Origin of the sequence: Streptomyces sp. NRRL F-5123 (assembly GCF_000721495.1) — a bacterium.
Lineage (GTDB): Bacteria > Actinomycetota > Actinomycetes > Streptomycetales > Streptomycetaceae > Actinacidiphila.
Map to the genome: position 1 here is coordinate 213,052 of NZ_JOHY01000001.1, position 19,176 is coordinate 232,227.

Annotated in this window: 15 protein-coding genes; 9 read left to right on the forward strand and 6 right to left on the reverse strand. The window is 75.0% G+C overall.

Annotation, left to right across the window (positions count from 1 at the left end; translation table 11 throughout):
• Positions 1-61 precede the first annotated feature (61 nt).
• Positions 62-1,708 (reverse strand): FAD-dependent oxidoreductase, encoded by a 1,647-nt coding sequence (locus IH54_RS0100995; protein WP_031512135.1) that lies wholly within the window; start codon positions 1,706-1,708, stop codon positions 62-64.
• Positions 1,709-1,915: 207 nt separating this feature from the next.
• Here IH54_RS0100995 and IH54_RS45220 point away from each other — a divergent pair, with 207 nt between their 5' ends.
• Together IH54_RS45220 and IH54_RS0101005 are read left to right on the forward strand one after the other, a co-directional pair.
• Positions 1,916-2,053, forward strand: a complete 138-nt coding sequence (locus tag IH54_RS45220; protein WP_159011593.1) for a hypothetical protein — start codon at positions 1,916-1,918, stop codon at positions 2,051-2,053.
• Complete coding sequence (locus tag IH54_RS0101005) at positions 2,050-2,979, forward strand: GNAT family N-acetyltransferase (RefSeq protein ID WP_031512136.1); 930 nt, start codon at positions 2,050-2,052, stop codon at positions 2,977-2,979. Before IH54_RS45220 ends, IH54_RS0101005 begins: the two co-directional genes overlap by 4 nt.
• 35 nt (positions 2,980-3,014) lie before the next feature.
• Here the strand turns inward: IH54_RS0101005 and IH54_RS0101010 are convergent, their stop codons facing one another.
• Complete coding sequence (locus tag IH54_RS0101010; protein WP_052396957.1) at positions 3,015-4,661, reverse strand: serine/threonine-protein kinase; 1,647 nt, start codon at positions 4,659-4,661, stop codon at positions 3,015-3,017.
• Between the two features lie 173 nt (positions 4,662-4,834).
• On the opposite strand from IH54_RS0101010, the gene IH54_RS0101015 reads away from it, so the two are divergent.
• Entirely contained in the window at positions 4,835-5,788 is a 954-nt protein-coding gene (locus IH54_RS0101015; protein WP_031512138.1) for a MerR family transcriptional regulator, read from the forward strand.
• Positions 5,789-5,858: 70 nt separating this feature from the next.
• Positions 5,859-6,632, forward strand: a complete 774-nt coding sequence (locus IH54_RS0101020) for a class I SAM-dependent methyltransferase (protein WP_031512139.1) — start codon at positions 5,859-5,861, stop codon at positions 6,630-6,632.
• 6 nt (positions 6,633-6,638) lie between these two features.
• On the opposite strand, the gene IH54_RS0101025 is transcribed toward IH54_RS0101020, so the two are convergent.
• Positions 6,639-7,520, reverse strand: a complete 882-nt coding sequence (locus tag IH54_RS0101025; RefSeq protein WP_078861822.1) for an oxygenase MpaB family protein — start codon at positions 7,518-7,520, stop codon at positions 6,639-6,641.
• A gap of 186 nt (positions 7,521-7,706) precedes the next feature.
• Here IH54_RS0101025 and IH54_RS0101030 point away from each other — a divergent pair, with 186 nt between their 5' ends.
• Positions 7,707-8,285, forward strand: a complete 579-nt coding sequence (locus IH54_RS0101030) for a DoxX family protein (protein WP_031512142.1) — start codon at positions 7,707-7,709, stop codon at positions 8,283-8,285.
• 286 nt (positions 8,286-8,571) lie between these two features.
• Here IH54_RS0101030 and IH54_RS0101035 read toward each other — a convergent pair whose 3' ends face one another.
• Complete coding sequence (locus tag IH54_RS0101035) at positions 8,572-11,439, reverse strand: carbohydrate-binding protein (protein WP_234343304.1); 2,868 nt, start codon at positions 11,437-11,439, stop codon at positions 8,572-8,574.
• A gap of 384 nt (positions 11,440-11,823) precedes the next feature.
• On the opposite strand from IH54_RS0101035, the gene IH54_RS0101040 reads away from it, so the two are divergent.
• Entirely contained in the window at positions 11,824-12,225 is a 402-nt protein-coding gene (locus IH54_RS0101040; RefSeq protein ID WP_031512145.1) for a hypothetical protein, read from the forward strand.
• 16 nt (positions 12,226-12,241) lie between these two features.
• On the opposite strand, the gene IH54_RS47545 is transcribed toward IH54_RS0101040, so the two are convergent.
• The gene (locus IH54_RS47545) at positions 12,242-12,364 is read right to left on the reverse strand and encodes a hypothetical protein (protein WP_267965160.1); all 123 of its coding nucleotides are present in this window, start codon (positions 12,362-12,364) and stop codon (positions 12,242-12,244) included.
• Between the two features lie 61 nt (positions 12,365-12,425).
• Complete coding sequence (locus IH54_RS0101050; protein ID WP_031512146.1) at positions 12,426-13,538, reverse strand: HesA/MoeB/ThiF family protein; 1,113 nt, start codon at positions 13,536-13,538, stop codon at positions 12,426-12,428.
• Positions 13,539-13,660: 122 nt separating this feature from the next.
• On the opposite strand from IH54_RS0101050, the gene IH54_RS39170 reads away from it, so the two are divergent.
• Genes IH54_RS39170 through scpA form a run of 3 tightly spaced genes read left to right on the forward strand, consistent with a single transcriptional unit; the run spans position 13,661 to position 19,171 of the window.
• The gene (locus tag IH54_RS39170) at positions 13,661-15,058 is read left to right on the forward strand and encodes a M14 family zinc carboxypeptidase (protein WP_052396919.1); all 1,398 of its coding nucleotides are present in this window, start codon (positions 13,661-13,663) and stop codon (positions 15,056-15,058) included.
• Positions 15,059-15,116: 58 nt separating this feature from the next.
• Entirely contained in the window at positions 15,117-16,964 is a 1,848-nt protein-coding gene (locus IH54_RS0101060) for a methylmalonyl-CoA mutase family protein (protein WP_031512148.1), read from the forward strand.
• Positions 16,961-19,171 carry a methylmalonyl-CoA mutase gene (gene scpA, locus IH54_RS0101065; RefSeq protein ID WP_031512149.1) on the forward strand — a complete coding sequence of 737 codons (2,211 nt, stop codon included), beginning with the start codon at positions 16,961-16,963 and terminating at the stop codon, positions 19,169-19,171. The genes IH54_RS0101060 and scpA overlap by 4 nt, the downstream gene beginning before the upstream one ends.
• Positions 19,172-19,176 lie beyond the last annotated feature (5 nt).

Consider the following 19,176-nt stretch of genomic DNA (forward strand, 5'->3'; position numbering starts at 1 on the left):
TCTCCGCTGCTGCCGGCCGGACGCCCCGGCGGCCACCGCGGACTCTACCGAGGGCCCCGGCCTACCCCGGCACGGCGACGGACTGCTCGTGGTGGAAGACGTCGTGCGGGTCCCAGGCCTGCTTGACCTGCTGGAGGCGTTCGTAGCCGCCCTTGTAGTAGAGCCGGTGCCAGGACTGGCCCGAGGTGTTGAGCCGCCGGTCCGACAGGTCGACGTCGGGGTAGTTGATGTAGCAGCCGTCGGTGTTGGCGTCCCTGGTCGCCGGGTCGTCCGGATCGGCGATGACCGGGACGCCGCCGGTCGGCCGGTGGACGTCGCGGTAGAGGTCGCGGATCCAGCGCAGGTGCGGGGCGGCGATCCCGGGGTCCAGCTCGGCGTCCCGGTAGTCGAAGAGGCCGTTCTCGTCGGCGTCGACGCCCCAGGTCCAGTAGACCTGGTACTGCAGCTTGAGCACCGACGAGCGCTGCGGCACCGCCGTGGCGCCGGGCGCCCGGTCGTTGACGGCGCCGCCGTAGGAGTCGACCTGGACCAGGGCGTCGGGATTGCTGTACCCGGGGTCGGTCAGATGGCGCTGGATCGCCTCGATCTGGTGGTCGGTGAAGCCCCTCGTCATGTAGGCCGACTTGTACTTGCCGCAGCGGTTGGGCCCCGAGTCGTTGAGGCTCTGGGTCGCGGTGAGCCACGGCAGCAGGGTGGGGATGAACAGCCCGCCCTGCGCGGGGTGCTCGCCGATCGCCTGGTCCAGCGGCTGCTCCCGCACCAGTTGGGTGCTGCCCGAACGGAAGTCCGCGGTGATCCAGTCCAGGAAGGCGGCGAGCCGCGCGGGGGAATCCGGCTTCGTCCCGTCCATCTGCACGGTCAGGCCGACCTTGCCCGCGCTCTTGTGGGTGAGCTTGAGCAGGCTGAACATGTCCCGGTAGCCGTAGGACCTGAACGGCGAGGCCGGGAGCCGGCCCGCGGCCTCGTACTCGAAGAACTGCCCGTAGCGGCGGACCAGCGAGCGGAAGAGCTCGGGGCGGTCGGTGAAGTCCTGCCAATCCCATGCGACGGCCCGCAGCAGCACCTGGGCGGGCGGCTGGGGCAGCCCGCGGAACCAGTAGCGCGTGATCACCCCGAAGTTGCCGCCGCCCCCGCCCGTGTGCGCCCACCACAGGTCGCGCAGCGCGGGATCCTCCGAATCCTTGCGGGCCACGGTCTTCCTCGGGTGCTTGCCGTCCGCGGCCGTCACGACCTCGACCGCGTACAGGTAATCCACCGTCAGCCCGAACAGCCGGGACAGCAGCCCGTATCCGCCCCCCGACACGTGCCCCCCGAGCCCCACGGAATAGCAGGAGCCGCCCGGCAGCGCGAGTCCCGTCGTCCGGTAGAGCTGCGTCGTGCTGTCCCAGTTGGTCGCACCGGCCTCGATGCAGTACGCGTCCATCTCGGGATCGAAGTGGACGCCGTTCATCCGGCTCACGTCCACGATGACCCCGACGTCCGGCGACGACACGAAATTCTCGTAGCAATGCCCGCCCGAGCGCACCGTGATCCGCCGCCGGGACCCAGCCGGCCGGGCCAGATACGTACGCAGCGCCTCGACCACGTCGTCGGCCGACGAGGCCACCACGACGGAATCCGGCGTGGCGATCCATCGCTGGTTGAACCCCCTGCGCAGCGCGTCGTACCGCGCGTCGCCGGGTGTCACTTCGATCGGATGCGTCGACATGTCTGCCCCCTGGACCCCTGGAACCGCTGAAACTCCCCTTGTTCACTCAAGGTTACTCTATGCTTACGCTGTGTCACTACTCCGAACGGGTGAATGCGACGGCAGGCTCCGCGGACCCGGCTCCGGCCCGGCGAGGGCCAGTGCGGCGAAGGCACGGGCGGGCTGGGCGGCTTGGGCGCGGGCCGGGCGTGAGCGGATACTGGGGCAATGGCCCTGCTGGTGTTCATGACGCCGCCCGGACCGGTCATCCTGCTCGGGGTGCCGGCCTTCGTCGATCACGCGCCGCTGCGCGCGGTCCGCGCCGGGATGCTGCCCTGCCGCGGCGCCGGGCCCCTCCCCGGATGAGCGGCGAGGCGGCGCCCGGCGGGCCGCCGGGCCGGGTACCCGGCGAAGTGCGCTCCGCCCGGCTGGTGCTGACCCCGCTCGACCTGGACGCGGACGCCCCCGGCCTGCACCTCGCGTACGGCGACCCGCGGGTCTCGCGCCCCTGGGCGGACGAGGAGGCTCCCCGGGACGAGGCCGAGACCCGCGAGCGGCTCGCCGCCCGGGCCGAGCGGCCCGACGGACGCCTGTGGACGATCCGGCGCGCGGGTGAGCCGGACGCGCTCGGCCTCGTCGAACTCGCCGGCGTCACCCCGACGCCCTGGCTCTCGTGGATGCTGCGGCGCGCGCAGTGGCGGCGCGGCATCACCGGCGAGGCGGTCGCCGCTCTCGTGGAGCACCTCTTCGCGGCCGAGGGCCTGGAGCGTGTCGAGGCGTGGGCCGACGCGGTGAACACCGGCTCGATCGGCGTCGCCCGGCGCGCCGGACTGACCGAGCGGGGCCGCTTCACGATGTCCACGCCGGTCGGCGGCACCCGGGAGAAGGTGGTGCTCGGCCGGGTCCGGGAGCCGCACCCGCAGCGCTTCCACCTCGCGCACCCGGTGCTCCCGGTGCGGGACGTCGAGGCCACCCTCGACCTGCTGCACGCCGGGCTCGGCCTCGAACCGGGCTTCCGCGTCGGCGAACCCGCGCGCTACGCCGCCGCGCGGCTCGGCCCGTGGTCGGTCGGTCCCGGCCTGCGGCTCACCCTCACGCCCGGCGGAGAGCCGATCGCGGCGGTGACGGTCGCCCTCGACGCCGGTGTCCCGCTCGCCGGGCTCGCGGACCGCTGGACCGCCGCGGGCGGGCGGACCGGCGGGCCTGTGCGGCGCATGCCCTGGGGCGACCACGAGCTGTGCTGCCTGCTGCCCGAGGGCCACCGGCTGCTCATCGGCGGCCCGCCGTCCTGACCCCCGGTCGGCGGAGGGGGCGCGGGGGCGCGCGGTCAGAGCGAGTGGATCTCCAGGTTGTCCTTGATCCGGTCGAAGATCTGCTCGCCCTGCTGCGACTGGATCTTGGCGGCCGGCATCACGACGTCGAGGGTGTACAGGTCACCCGTGCCGCTGACGACGTCCAGTTCGAGCTCGCGCAGCGCGGGCTTGTCGTCGTCCGAGAGGTCGGTGTAGTGGAGGTCGAGCCGGGCGGCCGGCTCGCCCTGCTGGTCGGCCTCGGTGACCGTCCCGTCGGCCTCGTCCACGGTGTCGCTGTAGCTGACCGTGCCACCGCCCTTGTACCAGTCCAGGTTGGCGTTCGCGACGGCCGCCGCGCTGCGCTTCTCGCCCTGGGACTTGGTGAAGGTCACCCGGAAGACCTTGTGCGGGTCGGTGTACGTGACGGCCTTGTCGTCGATGCTGCGCACGTAGTCGCCGGGCACCGCGAGGGTGGCGCCGACACCCTTCTCGTCGTACGACTTCCAGCCCTTCGGGATCCCCCCGCCGCCGCCGAACGGCGACACCACCACGACCACGGCCGCCGCCACCACGACGGCCGCCGCCCCCGCGGTGACCGTACGGCCGCGGCGGCTGCGGGGCAGCACCCGTATCGCACGGCCCGGCGGGGGGACGGCGGCCGGTGCGGCGGCCGCCGGCGCCGCGGGCTGCGCGGGGACGCGCGGCGGGTCGAGCACGGCGCGCAGCTCGTCGGCGACGCGGGCTGCCGTCGTCCGCGCGGCCGGCTCCTTGCGCAGCAGCCCCAGCACCGGCGCGGCGAGCGCGCCCGCCTGGCGCGGCGCGGGCAGCTCGGCGAGCAGCACCGCCTGGAAGGTCGACGGGGTGGCCTGCCGGCGGAAGGGCGACACGCCCTCCACGGCCTGGTAGAGGACGACGCCGAGCGACCACAGGTCCGACTCGGGTCCCGGCCGGTGCCCCAGCACCCGCTCGGGGGCGATGTACTCGGGGGATCCGATGAAGGCGCCGGTCTCCGTGAGCGGCTCCTCGCCCTCGACCTGGGCGATGCCGAAGTCGGTGAGCACCACCCGGTCGTGCCGCCCGAGCAGGATGTTCGCCGGCTTCACGTCCCGGTGCAGCACCCCGGCCTCGTGCGCGGCGGACAGCGCGCCCAGCACGGCGAGCCCGATCCGGGCGGCCTCGCGCGGCGGCAGCGTGCCCTCGGCCAGCACCTCGGCGAGCGACCGGCCGCGTACCAGCTCCATGACGATCCACGGCCGGCCGTCCTCGACGACCACGTCGTGCACGGTCACCACGGACGGGTGGTCGATACGGGCGGCGGCGCGCGCCTCGCGCTGCATCCGCAGATGGGCCGTCTCACGCTGGGGACCCGTCATGTGGTCGGGCACCCGGGGCTCCTTGACCGCCACGTCGCGGTCCACGACCTCGTCGTGCGCCCGCCACACCGTGCCCATCCCGCCGTAGCCCAGCCGCTCCAGCAGCCGGTAGCGCCCGCCGACCAGCCGCGCGGCGCCGCTCGCGCCCTCCGGCCGGCCGACGGAAGCGGAGGCGGGCGGGGGCGCGGAGGCGGACGGGGGAGCGGCGGAGACGTCGGCGGCGGGTCCGGGCGGCTTCAGCTCGTAGCTGGTCGTCGGATGCGTGCCCTTGTGCGCGGGCTCGCCGCCCGTGCCCCCGTTCGTTGCCATGAGGCGCATCATTCCAGTCCCGCTGCGGCCGGGAGCGCCCGGACCGGGGGCTGTGGCGAAGGTGTGACCGGGCGGTGCGCGGTGGGGGTCCCGCAGTGGTTGACCTTGCCCCCGGGGGCAAGGTCTACGCTCGCAGCGGCTGCCCGGGGAGGGCTGCCCGGGAGGTGGAGGACATGAGGATCGGCGACGTCGCGCGGCGCGCGGGGGTGAGCGCGAAGGCCATCCGGCGCTACGAGGAGCTGGGGCTGGTCGCGCCGCGCCGGCTGCCCAACGGCTACCGCACCTTCAGCGAGGACGACGTGCGCGCGGTGCGCGAGCTGCGGGCGCTGCGCGAGCTGGGGATACCGGCCGAGCGGACCCGGCCCTTCCTGGAGTGCCTGGCCTCCGGGGCGCCGGACGCCGACGACTGCCCGTCCTCGCTGGCCGAATACCGCGCCGCGATCGACGAACTGGGTGCCCGCATCACGGAGCTGACAGACCGCCGGGAGCGGCTCGCCGCCCGCCTCACCGCGGCGGCGTACCGCACCACCCGCGCGGACCCGCCGTCGCCGGCCGCACCCGCCGCGCCCGCCCGGCCCGTCGCCGTGCCTGCGCCCGTGCCCGGTGACCTCGCCGGCCGGCTCCCGGGGCTCCGGCTGCCCCGGCTCGCGCTGCCCGCGACGGACGGCGGCACGGTCGCCCTCGACGGCCTGGGCCCCGGACGCACCGTCCTCTACCTCTACCCGCTGACCGGCCGCCCCGACGCGGACCTGCCCGCGGGGTGGGACACCATCCCCGGCGCGCGCGGCTGCACCGCCGAGGCCTGCGGCTTCCGCGACCACCACGACGACCTCACCGCCGCGGGCGCGGCCGCCGTGTACGGACTGTCCGGGCAGGACACCGGCTACCAGCGCGAGGTGACCGAGCGGCTGCGGCTGCCGTTCGCGATGCTGTCCGACCCCCGACTGCGCCTGGCCTCCGCACTCGGCCTGCCGACGTTCGAGGCCGGCGGGCAGCAGCTGTACGTGCGGATCACGCTGATCGTCAGGGACGGCGTGGTCGAGCGCGTCTTCCACCCCGTGGACGCGCCCGGCGAGCACGCCGGGCAGGTGGTGCGCTGGCTCAGGTCGGCGGGCACGCGCCCGTGAAGCACCCGCAGCAGGATGCCGCGGACACGACGGATACGACGGGCACGAAGGACGACGCGAGGGAGGCCCGATGACCGGGCGTACGGCGGACGGCAGCGCGGGCGACGCGGACTACGCGGCGATCGGCGGCGGGTACTCCGCCTACCGGCAGCCGGAGCCGCGGATCGCCGCCCTCGTCGAGCAGGCGCTGGACGGCGCCCGCACGGTGGTCAACGTCGGCGCGGGCGCGGGCTCGTACGAATCCTCCGCCTTCGAGGTGACGCCCGTGGAGCCGTCGGCGTCGATGCGGGCCCAGCGGCCCGCGCACCTGCCGCCCGCCGTCGACGGCGTCGCCGAGCGGCTGCCCTTCCCGGACGACTCCTTCGACGCCGCCATGACCACCTTCAGCATCCACCAGTGGAGCGACACCGCGGCCGGCCTGCACGAGATGCGCCGGGTGTCCCGCGGCCCGGTCGTCGTCCTGACCTGCGACCCGGACCTGGTGCGGGACTTCTGGCTGTACGCGTACGCGCCGCTGGTACTGGACACCGAGGCCCGCCGCTACCCGGCGGTAGCCGCCGTCACCGAAGCCCTCGGCGGGCACGCCGACGTCACGGCCGTGCCCATCCCGGCCGACTGCGCGGACGGCTTCAACGAGGCCTACTACGCGCGCCCCGAGATGCTGCTCGACCCGGCCGCCCGCCGGGCCTGCTCGGCGTGGAGCTTCGTCGACCCGGAGACGGCCGGCCGCTACACCGAGCACCTGCGCCGCGACCTGGCCGACGGCACCTGGGACGCCCGCCACGGCGCGCTGCGCGACCAGCCCTTCCTGCGCGGCTCGCTGGTCCTCGTCCGCGCGGTCTGAGCCCCCTCAGGCCCCGCCCGCGGGCGGCGGGGCCATGGCCCAGCGGATCGCCCGCGTCAGTCCCTGCCCCGCCCAGCGCACCCCGGTCGCCTCCGTCACCGGCAGGTACGGCAGCCGCAGCGGCACGCGGGCCCACACCGGGAGCAGCGCGACCGCGTTCGCGGCGAGCACGGCGTAACCGGGCCGGGCCGCCCACGGCAGCGGCGGGGTGAGCAGCAGGAAGCGCGCGGCCTCCCTGGCCTGCGCGGTGGCGCGCAGCTCCGGGCGGTACGCGTCGAGTACGGCGGCGAGCCGGGCCTGGTCGCGCGGCGGGTCCACCACCCCGAGCGCGGCGCCGACCCGGGCGGTGTCCGCCACGTAGGCGTCGTATCCCGCGTCGTCCAGCGGGCGGGCGCCGTAACGGCGGTGCGCGCGCAGGAAGCTGTCGACCTCGGCCGCGTGCACCCAGGCCAGCAGGTGCGGGTCGGAGGCGCGGTAGGGCTCGCCGTCCGCCGTGGTGCCGCCGACCCGTGCGTGGATGCGCCGCACCTGGGCGACGGCGCGCTCGGCGTCCGCCGCGGTCCCGAACGTCGTCACGGCCAGGAAGCCGCTGGTGCGCTGGAGCCGCCCCCACGGATCGCCGCGGTATCCGGAGTGCGCGGCGACCGCCGCCATCGCGAGCGGGTGCAGCGACTGCAGCAGCAGCGCGCACAGGCCGCCGGTGAACATCGACGCGTCGCCGTGCACGGTGCGGATCGGCCGGTCGGGCGCGAACCAGCGCGGCCCCGGGGTGTCGTGGATCCGCGCCCGGGCGGCGGGCCCTTCCGGCCCTGCCACCCTGGCGAACAGCTCCTCGCCCAGCCGCCGCCGCACCGCGCCGAGCCCGGGTATCTCCGGACAGGTCACCACACTGCCACTCTACGGCGCCGGGCCCCGCCGGCGGAGGCGGCCCGCGCCCGGCGCGCACGGGCGCCGTGGGCGCGGCGCCGCCGCGCACCGGCCCACCCGCACGGCCGCGAGCGGGTGCGCCGGCCCTGGGGCCGGGGCAGGATGGGCTGAGGACCGCGTACTGCCCCGTCTGCGGAAGGGCCGCCCATGCCGTTCAGCCGTCGCAAGGACATCGGCCTGCTCGCGCTGCGCCTCGGCGCCGGTGGCACGCTGCTCGCCCACGGCTCGCAGAAGCTGCTCGGCTGGTTCGGCGGGTCCGGCCTGGAGGCGACGGCCGCCGCGATGGAGTCGATGGGCTTCAGGCCGGGCCGGGAGAGCGCGCTGGCCGCGGGGCTCGGAGAGGCGGGCGGCGGCGCGCTGCTGGTGCTGGGCCTGGCCACCCCGGTCGCGGGCGCGGCGGCGGCGGGCGCGATGGCCGGCGCGGTGTCCGTGCACGCCCCCGCGGGCTTCTTCGCGCATCAGGGCGGCTTCGAATACCCGGCCTTCCTCGGCTTCGTGGCCGCGGGCATCGGACTGGCCGGCCCCGGCCGCCTCTCCCTCGACGCCCTGACCGGCGACCGCCTGAACCGCCCCGGCACGGTGCTGCTGGCCTTCGCCCTGAGCGCGGCCGCTGCCACCGTCGTGGTCAACCGGCGCGCGGCGGCGCTGGCCGAGGCGCAGGAGCATGCCGCGCGGTCGGCACCGGAAGCCGACCCGGACGCCGAGACGGACCCGGCCGCGACCTGACGCAGGGAACCGCGGGCGGTGGCCCGCGCAGCCGCGAACCGGGCACAGCTGCCCCGACGGCGCAGCCGCGCCCCCGAGCCACCGTGGCCCCCTACTCGGCCGCGCACACTCAGCCGCGCAGCAAGTTCCGCGCCCGGCCGCCGAGTTCCGCCGGCCCGCCGGTCCTTCCACCGCTGCACGTCGTCCGACGGCGGCCGGACGCCGCCGCCGGGGCGCCTCGCGGGCGACCCGCTGCGACGCCCCGGGCCGCGGGCCCGCCGGGGGTGCGGCGGGCCCGCGGCGCAGGTCAGGAGGACCAGACCTGGAAGTCGGAGAGCTGGCCGGCCGGCCACCCGGTGTTCGCCGTGACCGTGACGCGGAAGTAGCGCTCGGCGGTGGCGGGGAAGGTGAGGGTGACCGTGTTGTCGCCCGCCGGGTCGAAGGTGTAGGCGGCAGAGGCCTTCAGTGTGCTGAAGGACGAGCCGTCGGTGCTGCCCTGGAGGGCCAGCGTCTGGGTGCGGGCGCCCCAGCCCGAGGGGAGCCGGAGCACGACGCGGGAGGCGCTCCGCGCGGAGCCGAGGTCGACCTGGACCCACTGGGGGAAGGCGTTGTTGGCGCTCTCCCAGTAGCTGTTCCGGTCGGTGTCGGTGACGTGCGAGGACGCGTAGACGTCGGTGTGGCTGGACTCGCCGGTCGCCTTGCCTGCCGCCAGGTTCGACGGTGTGCCGGGGCCGCCGGCGGCGGTGAAGGCCAGGCTGTTGAGGTTCCAGCCGCCGTTGTCCTCGACGAGCGTGAGGACCTGCTTGCCCGCGGGCAGCGCGACGGTGGCGGTGACGGTGCTCCAGGCCTGCCAGTCGCCGGTCGCGGGGATGGCGACCGCGCCGGTGAGGTTGGTGCCCGAGGCGTCGGACAGGTGCAGGGCGCCGCTGACGGCGGCGGGCGCGGCCACCCGGAAGGCCACGGTCCAGGTACCGGCCGAGGCGGCGTTCACGGTGTAGCGGAACCACTGGCCGCCGCTGGTCCAGCCGAGGTCGTAGCCACCGCCGGTGTCGGAGGCGGACTCCAGGTCGACACCGTCCGCGCGGTAGGCGGTGCCGTTGCCGTTCACGGAGCTGACGTTGTAGGCGGTGCCCTGCCCACCGGTGTCGTAGTTCTCCGCCTGCACGGTGCCGGGTACCGCGGCGGGCGTGCCGCCGTAAGGCCCCTCGGCCGGGGGCGGGGTGGTGCCGCCGCCCTGCCAGCTGTTGCCGATGAGCGTGGCGGTGAAGGCCGCGGAGTTGTCGAGGTAGGCCGCGTTGCCGGGCTTGACGCCGGTCACGGTGGTGCCGGTGATCGTCGCGGAGCCGGTCGGCGCGGGGTAGAACGGCGGTGAGACCACGACGCCGTTGCGGCCGGGGCCGGTGACGGTGTTGTCCTGGAGCAGTGAGTTGGTCGAGGTGGACAAGCCGATGCCGTCGTAGAGCGAGTCGGCGACGGTGTTGCCGGTCGCGGTGACCTTGTCGACCGTGCCGGTGTTCTGGCCGTCGCCGCCGTTGCCGATGTGCATCGCGGGCTGGCCCTGGCTGTAGGCGTTGCCGCCGGAGCGGACGACGACGTTGCCGGTGATCGTCGCGGACAGCAGGTCGTTGCCGTTGACGCCGAAGCGCCCGGCGCCCAGGCCGATGTAACGGGCGGTGTCGCTCACGTAGTTGTTCGTGACGTGGTGCCCGCTGCCGCCGTAGACGGCGACGCCCTTGCCGCCCCAGGGCGCGATCGAGGTGTTGTTGCTGACCGTGACGTTCGCCATCGGGGTGTAGTACGTCTTCGAGCCGTCGCCGTTGGTGTTGTAGTCCACCGAGTTGACCGCGATGGCGTCGTCGCCGGTGCCGCGCACGAAGTTGTTGCTGACGGTGAGGTCGCTGCCCTTGCCGCCGTTCAGCGACACGTTGTTGACGTTGATGCCGTCGGCCCAGATCGCGGTCAGCCGACTGTTCTTGACGCTGCCTCCGGCGCCGGAGGCCCAGAAGCCGGACATCGTGTGCTGGGTCCAGATGCCGTCCGCCGACCAGTTGGTGCCGGTGGTGTCCATGGCGCCGCCGTCACCGCCGATCGTGCTGCGGCTGACGGCGTTGGCGTCGATGTGGAAGTTCTGCACATGGCAGGACGTCACCTCGAACAGCGCGGCCAGCGGGGTGCTGTTGGGCACCGGCACATCGCGGTAGACGGTGCTGTACCACATGCCGGCGCCCGCGATCGTGATGCCCTGCGCGCGCAGGCCCGTGGTGCCCTTGACGTAGAAGGTGCCCGGCGGGATCCACAGCGTCCTGCCCTGCGACTGCGCCTGGTTGATGCAGTTCTGGATGGCGGGCCCGGAGTCGGTGGCCGCGCTGTCGGCGGCGCCGTTGGCGGGGGTGTTGTCGGGGACCGCGCCGCAGCTGGTGACGGAGATCGAGTTCGCGGGCTGCGGCAGCGGCGCCGGCGGGTTCTCCGCGTCGACGACGTCGACGTCGTACGAGGACGCGTCGTTGGCGGCGTCCTTGACCAGCGAGAAGGTGGCGCCGGCCGGTATCGGGTCGCCGGTGACGAAGGCGTGCGCCTCGTCCCAGAAGACCCGCGGGCTGCCGCCCGCCGGGTTCTGGTCGTCGCTGGTGTTGTAGTTGTTGTTGCCCTCGTAGACCCAGCTCTGCCTGGAGTTGAGCGGGAGCGCCTGCCGGAAGGCGCCGTTGACGTACAGGTCGAGGGTCGTCGCGGTGCCGCCGCCGGAGGCCGAGTCCGGCACACTGGCACGGACGTTGAGGAAGCTGATGGGCGAGCCGGTGGTGTTCGTCCACCGCACCGACTGCCCCGTGCCGCCGAGGTGGGCGTACGCGTGCCCGGACGCCTCCAGCGCGGCGCTCGAATACTGCGTCGTGGGCGCGGCGGTGAGCGCGACGGCCCCGGCGCCGCCGCCCAGCGCACCCGCCTCGCCCTCGAACTCGGCGAACGGCACGGTGGCGCCGACCCCGTTGCCGGGCACGGGCGCGGCCTGCGCGGCGGTCGCCGCCGCGGGCGTACGGGCGGCGGCGCTCGCGGCGGCGCCGGTCAGCAGTCCGGTGGCGGCGGCGCCTGCCACCACGGTCATGGCGGCGACGAGGGCCGCCGGCAGTCTCCGCACGGCGCTGCGCGCGCCGTGCGGGTGGATGGTCGACACCCGCATCTGATGCTCCTTCACGGACGGTGGGGGGAACGGGCGCCCCGACCGTACAGAGCGCGAAGGAATCACCGCAAGGTTGCGATCGAGTAAAGAAAAAATTTCATGAATGACTGGAAGATCGACGCAGCGCCCGCCGAGGGGGCGTACGGGTGACGGATGGGCACGGAGCGGCAACGTCCGCACAACGGACCGGTGGCGTCATCCCGTTGTCCGCGGACGTGCTCCTACCCTTGGCCGAAGACGGACGTTGTATCCGAGGGGGGACACATGCGGTCGGTCGGATCATTACGGGCGGTCAGAGGGGCGGCCTGCGCGGTCGCGGCGGTCGCGGCGGCGGGACTGCTCACGGGGTGCACGGTCCCGGGAACCGGGGCCGCCGGGGTGAGCGTGGACGCGAGCGGGAAGCCGGTGGCCCTCCTCGCCGTGTGCGGGCACCACATCGACGGAGCGACGCTCTACCGGACCAACCCTGACGAGAGCACCTCGGACGAGGCCCACTGGACGGCGGACGACCCGCTCGGTCCCGGTGTTGTCAGCTGGCCCTTGAACGGCGACGTGCCGGGCTGGACCGTCGACTACTACCTGACCGGGCTGCGCCCGGGAGTCACCTACACGCTCTACGGCTGGACCAAGGACAACTCCTGGTCGGCGGAGGCCGTCGACTTCACCCTGGCCGATCTCGCCGATCTGACTCCGGGCCGGGTCCGCTTCTTCGACATCTACAAGGGCGACGGCGGCAGCACGGCGACGGTGGCCGCCGCCGACTTCTACAAACGCTCCTGTCCCTAGCCGCCGCGCCGCGCGGTCAGGTCGCGGGCGGCGGCGCCGCCTCCGCGGTGCCGGCCGCGGCATGTTCGCCACCGCCCGGCGACACCTCGAAGCGCACCGCGATCCCGTCGGACAGTTCCACCTCTGCGTAGCTCGCCACCATCCCATTGTCCCCGGCCTGGCCCCGCCCGTACGGCAGTTGACCGCGCATCGGGGCCGCCCTACCGGCCCGTGCCGCACGCCGGGCAGTCCGGGCGGCGCGGGTGGCGCTCGACGTCCGGCTCCTCCAGCGCCGCGAGGTTGATGCCGTAGCGGAAACCGGGCTCCATCGGCGGGGCGCCGGTGAGCAGGGCCGTGGCGGCGTGCGCGATCAGCAGCCCGGACAGGCCCGCGGTCACGGCGGTGACCGGATTCCACGGCATCCGCGGCGACGCGGCGTCCTCGTCCTGGCCCGGCGCCAGGGCCAGTTCGCGCCGCTCCACCTCGCCCGCCCGCAGGCACACCCAGCACGGGCCGGACCCCGGCACGTACACCCCCATCGACGCCAGCGGGCCCCGGTAGCCGCCGTCGATCCACGGCGTGCCCGACGCCAGGCAGGCCGCGTTCGCCCAGCGGCGGACCTCCGGCGGCCGGTCGGCGCACAGCAGCAGCAGGTCGTACGGGCGCGCGGGCCCGCCGAGCAGCGCGGTGACGTCCCGCGGCCCCGTCACGCGGGTCCGCTCGCTGCTGACCTCGACCTGCGAGTTGACCGCGCGCAGGGCCTCGCGCGCCGCCTCCGCCTTGGGGCGCCCGAGGTCGCTCTCCCGGTAGAGCGGCTGCCGGTTGAGGTTGGACAGCTCGACGGTGTCGGGGTCCACGCAGTGCAGGTGCCCGACGCCGGAGGCGACCAGCGCGTGTGCTGCGTAGCCGCCCGTCCCGCCCAGGCCGATCAGCAGCACCCGGGCGGCGCACAGCCGCTCCTGCAACTCCCACGCGCTGCGCCGCGGCCCCCGGTCCAGCCAGCGCAGCAGCGGCACGCCCCGGCTGTAGCGCTCCTGCTCGCGCCCGGAGAGGGCGGGCGCGGGCGCGGCTGCGTCCTCCAGATGCCCGGCCTCGGCGAGTTCGGTGACCGCCTGCTCGGCCTCGGCCGCCGTCACCGCCGGATGCGCCGCCGCCACCAGGCGGGCCGCCTCGCCGGCCGTACGGCTGCCGTCCAGCGCCTCGACCAGCGCCCAGACCCAGCCGTCCGGATCGTCGATCTCCACACCGATCCCGTAGACCACGCTGCCGAGCCGGACCTTCCCGTCCACCGTGCGGTAGCCGGAATGCTCGGGTTTGACGCGCGGCCGTAACATGCGGAGGATTCGACTCCATTCAATGGCGGAACGCTTGACACCCCGCAGTCCACATGAATCCATGGTTGCCCGTCAACTGCCGCCGCGGCAGGGCGCGGGTCGACCGGAAGAGGTATTCACGGGTGATCGACGCCTCGACCAGTGCGGGAAGGGCGATTGCCGCCTACGACCGCTATCCGGCGCTCGACGAGATCGAGGACACCGCACGGACGCTCGCCGCGCGCCACCCCCGGGTGTGCCGGACGCGGACCGTCGGCGCCTCCCGGGCGGGGCGGCCGTTGACGCTGCTGTCCGTCGGGGAGGCCGCCGACCACGTTCTGGTGGTCTCCGGAGCGCACCCCGACGAGCTCGTGGGCGGCGCCGCGGCCATGGAACTGGCCCACCGGATCCTCGCCGACCCGGCGCAGCACGCGTCGGTGGCCTGGCATTTCCTGCTGTGCGCGGATCCGGACGGGGCGCGGCTGGTGCACGGCGCCCACCGCGCACGCGACCTGGAGGGATTCCTCTCCCACTATTTCCGCCCCGCCTCAGGCGAGCAGCCGGAATGGGCCCCGTCGATCGGCGGCCGGCTGCCGGAGAGCGATATCCTCCTCGGCCTCATCGGCGAACTCCGGCCGTTTCTCCAGTTCTCCCTGCACGGTATCGACGTGGGCGGGACATTCGTGCAGAGCACCCGGGAGATTCCGGGCCTCGCAGGGCCGTTCACGCGCTCCGCGGCGGAATTCGGCATTCCCGTGGAATGCGGCTCGTACGACACCGTGCTGTACCCCGAACTGGCCCCCGGCGTCTATCTGATGCCCCCGCCCGCCCCACCCGCCACGCCTTTTCCCCCGGCCGCCCTCACGGACGGCGCGCGCACCGGCGACATCCGCCGCACCACCTGGTACGCCCCGCACCGGCACGGCGGCGCGACCGTGATCGTCGAGGCTCCGCGGTGGGCCTGCGACCGGAAGAGCGACCGGAACCCGGGCCGCGACCCGCAGCGCCGGCTGGCCGCGTGCGCCGACCGGATGCGCCGCCGCGGCGACCTGATCGCCGCCCTGCTGGACGCCGCCCCCGCCCGGCTCCCCGGGCCCGGCGGCAACGGCGGCACCGCGGACGGCGAGGGCGACGGCCCCCTCGTCCGCTCGGTCCGCACCCAGCTGGCCTTCCTGCGCCGTCTCCCCGACGACTGGGACCCGCGCTGCGGCGGCCCCGGCCCCGTACCCCCCGGACGGCGGCTGACCGAGGGGCTGCTGGCGGGCCTGGAGCAGTGGACGCACCGGGTGCCGCTGCGGGCTGCCGCGATGCTGCGCCGCGCCGTCGCCCCGGCCGGGCCCGCCGCGGCGCCGCTCACCGCCCGGCTCGACATGCTGCTGCACGACTGGACGGCCCGCTACCGGACCACCTTCCCGGCGACCCGGCTGCCGGTCGCCCGCCAGGCGGCCCACCAGGCGGGCGTCGTCCAGGCGGCGGTCGCCCTGAGCCGCCCGGGCGCCCTCCCGGCCGCCGCCGGGGAGCGCGCGAGCGACACCCCTTAGGGGGGCCCGGGTTTTTAGGGGAAGACGGGCTTTAGACGCTGTCCCTACCCTGCGCTGTATGACGGTTCTGCCTGACGAGGGAATCTCACCGGCCGCCCCGTTCCCGGAGGCCACCCGCGAGCAGTGGCGGCAGCTGGTCGCGGGGGTGCTGCGCAAGTCGGGTAAGGAGGTGCAGGACGCGGAGGCCGAGGCGGCCCTCGCGACCGCGCTGGACGGCGGCGTGACCGTGCGGCCGCTGTACACCGCGCAGGACACCGCGCCCGACCCGGGCCTGCCCGGCTTCCCGCCGTACGTGCGCGGCAGCGCCCTGCTCGGCGGCTGGGACGTGCGCGCGCGGCTGGACTTCGCCGACCCCGCGGCCGCCAACGCCGCCGTGCTCGACGACCTGGAGAACGGCGCGACCTCGCTGTGGCTGGCCGTCCGCGGCCCCGCCCTGCCGCCCGGCGCCCTCGCCCGGGCTCTGGACGGCGTCCTCCTCGACCTCGCTCCCGTGGTCCTGGACGCCGGCCCCGACACCGCCTCCGCCGCGCGCGAGCTGATCGGTCTGTACGAGTCCCGCGGCGTCGACCCGGCCGCCGTCCGCGGCTGCCTCGGCGCCGACCCCCTCGGGCACGCGGCCCGTACCGGTGGGGCCGCCGCCCTCGACGACGCCGTGGCGCTCGCGACCCGGGTCCACCGCTGCTACCCGGGGGTGCGGGCCCTCGCCGTGGACGCCCTGCCCTACCACGAGGCGGGCGCCTCCGAGGTGCAGGAGCTGGGCGCCGCGCTCGCCACCGGCGTGGCCTACCTGCGGCTGCTGACCGGCGCCGGCCTGGACGTCGGATCCGCCCTGGACCAGCTCGAATTCCGCTTCGCCGCGACCGCCGACCAGTTCCTGACCACCGCCAAGCTGCGCGCCGCGCGCATGCTGTGGGCGCGCGTCGCCCGGGCCTGCGGCGCCCCGGCGGCGGCCGGCCAGCGCCAGCACGCCGTCACCTCCACGGTGATGGCGACCCGCCGGGACCCGTACGTGAACCTGCTGCGGACCACGCTCGCCGCCTTCGCCGCCGGGACGGGCGGCGCGGACGCCGTCACCGTGCTGCCCTTCGACACCGCGATCGGCGCGCCGGACGCCTTCTCCCGCCGCGTCGCCCGCAACACCTCGGCGATCCTGCTGGAGGAGGCGCATCTGGGCCGGGTCGCCGACCCCGCGGGCGGCTCCTGGTACGTCGAGTCGCTCACTGCCGAACTGGCCCGCGCCGGCTGGGCGTTCTTCCAGGAGCTGGAGGCCGCGGGCGGCCAGGAGCAGGCCCTCGCCTCCGGGCTGCTGGGCGAGCGGATCGCCGCGACCTGGGCGGCGCGCAGCCGCCGCCTCGCCACCCGCCGCGAACCCGTCACGGGCGTCAGCGAATTCCCCGACCTCGCCGAGCGGCCCGTGTCCCGCGAGCCCGCCCCCGCCCGCCCCGCCGGGCCCGGCGGCCTGCCCCGGGTGCGCCGCGACGACGCGTACGAGGCGCTGCGCGCCCGCTCCGACGCCCACCTCGCGGCGACCGGCGCGCGCCCCAAGGTCTTCCTCGCCGCGCTCGGCCCGGCCGCCGTGCACACCGCGCGGGCGTCCTTCGCGGCCAACACCCTCCAGGCCGGCGGCGTCGAGCCGGTGCACGACCCGGTGTCCGTGGACGCCGGCACGGTGGCCGCGGCCTTCGCCGCGAGCGGCGCACAGGCGGCCTGCCTGTGCTCGACCGACGCGCTCTACGCCGAGCAGGGGCCCGCCGTCGTCGCGGCGCTGCGCGCGGCGGGCGCGCACCGGATCTACCTGGCCGGCCGGCCGGACGCCCTGCCGGGCCTGGACGGCTACCTGTACCTGGGCTGCGACGCCGTCGCCGCCCTGACCCTCGTACTCGACCGAGCGGGAGTGGCGGCATGAGCGGCATCCCGGACTTCACCGCAATCCCCTTCGCCGAGGACGGCGACGGCCCGGCCCCGACCGAGGAGCGATGGGGCTCCGCGGTCAAGGAGGCCACCGGCAGCGGCGTCGCCGACCTCGCCTGGGAGACACCCGAGGGCATCGCGGTCAAACCCCTCTACACCGCCCGCGACCTGGAGGGCCTCGACACCCTCGGCACCTACCCCGGCATCGCGCCCTTCCTGCGCGGCCCCTACCCGACCATGTACGTCAACCAGCCCTGGACCGTCCGGCAGTACGCGGGCTTCTCCACCGCCGAGGAGTCCAACGCCTTCTACCGGCGCAACCTCGCCGCAGGGCAGAAGGGCCTGTCGGTCGCCTTCGACCTGCCCACCCACCGCGGCTACGACAGCGACCACCCGCGGGTGACCGGAGACGTCGGCATGGCGGGCGTCGCGATCGACTCGATCCACGACATGCGGCAGCTCTTCGACGGCATTCCGCTGGACCGCATGAGCGTGTCGATGACCATGAACGGCGCGGTGCTGCCCGTGCTGGCGCTCTACATCGTCGCCGCCGAGGAGCAGGGGGTGCCGCCGGAAAAGCTGGCCGGCACCATCCAGAACGACATCCTCAAGGAGTTCATGGTCCGCAACACCTACATCTACCCGCCGGGGCCCTCGATGCGGATCATCTCCGACATCTTCGCCTACACCGCGAGGAAGATGCCGCGCTACAACTCCATCTCCATCTCCGGCTATCACATCCAGGAGGCCGGGGCCACGGCCGACCTGGAGCTCGCCTACACCCTCGCCGACGGCGTCGAGTACCTGCGCGCCGGTCAGGCCGCGGGCCTGGACGTGGACGCCTTCGCGCCGCGGCTGTCCTTCTTCTGGGCGATCGGCATGAACTTCTTCATGGAGGTCGCCAAGCTGCGCGCCGCCCGGCTGCTGTGGGCCCGGCTGGTGCGGCAGTTCGGCGCGAAGAATCCCAAGTCGCTGAGTCTGCGCACCCACTCGCAGACCTCCGGCTGGTCGCTGACCGCCCGCGACGTCTACAACAACGTCACCCGCACCTGCGTCGAGGCGATGGCCGCGACCCAGGGCCACACCCAGTCGCTGCACACCAACGCTCTCGACGAGGCACTGGCCCTCCCCACCGACTTCTCCGCCCGCATCGCCCGCAACACCCAGCTGCTGCTCCAGCAGGAGTCCGGCACCTGCCGGGTCGTCGACCCGTGGGGCGGCAGCGCCTACGTCGAGCGACTCACCCACGACCTCGCGACACGCGCCTGGCAGCACATCCAGGAGGTCGAGGCGGCCGGCGGCATGGCCCGGGCCATCGACGCAGGCATCCCCAAGCTCCGCGTCGAGGAGGCCGCGGCCCGCACCCAGGCCCGTATCGACTCCGGGCGGCAGCCGCTCATCGGCATCAACAAGTACCAGGCGGACGACGACGAACCGATCGACGTCCGCTCCGTCGACAACTCCGCGGTCCGGGCCAGCCAGATCGCCAAGCTGCGCCGGCTGCGCGCCGAACGCGACCAGGACGCCTGCCGGGACGCGCTGCGCGCCCTCACCGCGGCCGCCGCCCGCACCCCCGGCCCCGAGCTGGACGGCAACCTGCTCGCGCTCGCCGTCGGCGCCGCCCGCGCCAAGGCCACCGTCGGCGAGATCTCCGACGCCCTGGAGCAGGTCTTCGGGCGGCACGCGGGCCAGATCCGTACGATCTCCGGCGTGTACCGCGAGGAGGCAGGCCGCACCCCCGCCGCCGACGCCACCCGGGCTCTGGTCGGGCGCTTCGCCGAGGCCGAGGGGCGGCAGCCGCGCATCCTGGTCGCCAAGATGGGGCAGGACGGGCACGACCGCGGCCAGAAGGTCATCGCCACCGCCTTCGCCGACCTGGGCTTCGACGTCGACGTCGGCCCGCTCTTCCAGACCCCCGCCGAGGTGGCGCGGCAGGCGGTCGAGGCGGACGTGCACATCGTGGGCGTCTCCTCGCTCGCCGCGGGCCACCTCACGCTGGTGCCAGCGCTGCGCGCGGAGCTGGCCGCGGAGGGCCGCGCGGACATCATGATCGTCGTCGGCGGCGTCATCCCCCCGCAGGACGTGCCCGCGCTGCACGACGCGGGCGCCGCCGCGGTCTTCCCGCCCGGCACCGTCATCCCCGAGGCCGCGCACGACCTGGTGACCAGGCTCGCCGCCGCCCTCGGGCACGAGGAGCTGTAGCCGCG

Coding starts and splice junctions, on each gene's coding strand:
- IH54_RS0101020 (WP_031512139.1), top strand. CDS start 5,859: ATGACCGGGCGTACGGCGGACGGCAGCGCGGGCGACGCGGACTACGCG.
- IH54_RS0101015 (WP_031512138.1), top strand. CDS start 4,835: ATGAGGATCGGCGACGTCGCGCGGCGCGCGGGGGTGAGCGCGAAGGCC.
- IH54_RS0101050 (WP_031512146.1), bottom strand. CDS start 13,538: ATGTTACGGCCGCGCGTCAAACCCGAGCATTCCGGCTACCGCACGGTG.
- scpA (WP_031512149.1), top strand. CDS start 16,961: ATGAGCGGCATCCCGGACTTCACCGCAATCCCCTTCGCCGAGGACGGC.
- IH54_RS45220 (WP_159011593.1), top strand. CDS start 1,916: ATGGCCCTGCTGGTGTTCATGACGCCGCCCGGACCGGTCATCCTGCTC.
- IH54_RS0101035 (WP_234343304.1), bottom strand. CDS start 11,439: ATGCGGGTGTCGACCATCCACCCGCACGGCGCGCGCAGCGCCGTGCGG.
- IH54_RS0101030 (WP_031512142.1), top strand. CDS start 7,707: ATGCCGTTCAGCCGTCGCAAGGACATCGGCCTGCTCGCGCTGCGCCTC.
- IH54_RS0101005 (WP_031512136.1), top strand. CDS start 2,050: ATGAGCGGCGAGGCGGCGCCCGGCGGGCCGCCGGGCCGGGTACCCGGC.
- IH54_RS0101060 (WP_031512148.1), top strand. CDS start 15,117: ATGACGGTTCTGCCTGACGAGGGAATCTCACCGGCCGCCCCGTTCCCG.
- IH54_RS0100995 (WP_031512135.1), bottom strand. CDS start 1,708: ATGTCGACGCATCCGATCGAAGTGACACCCGGCGACGCGCGGTACGAC.
- IH54_RS0101010 (WP_052396957.1), bottom strand. CDS start 4,661: ATGGCAACGAACGGGGGCACGGGCGGCGAGCCCGCGCACAAGGGCACG.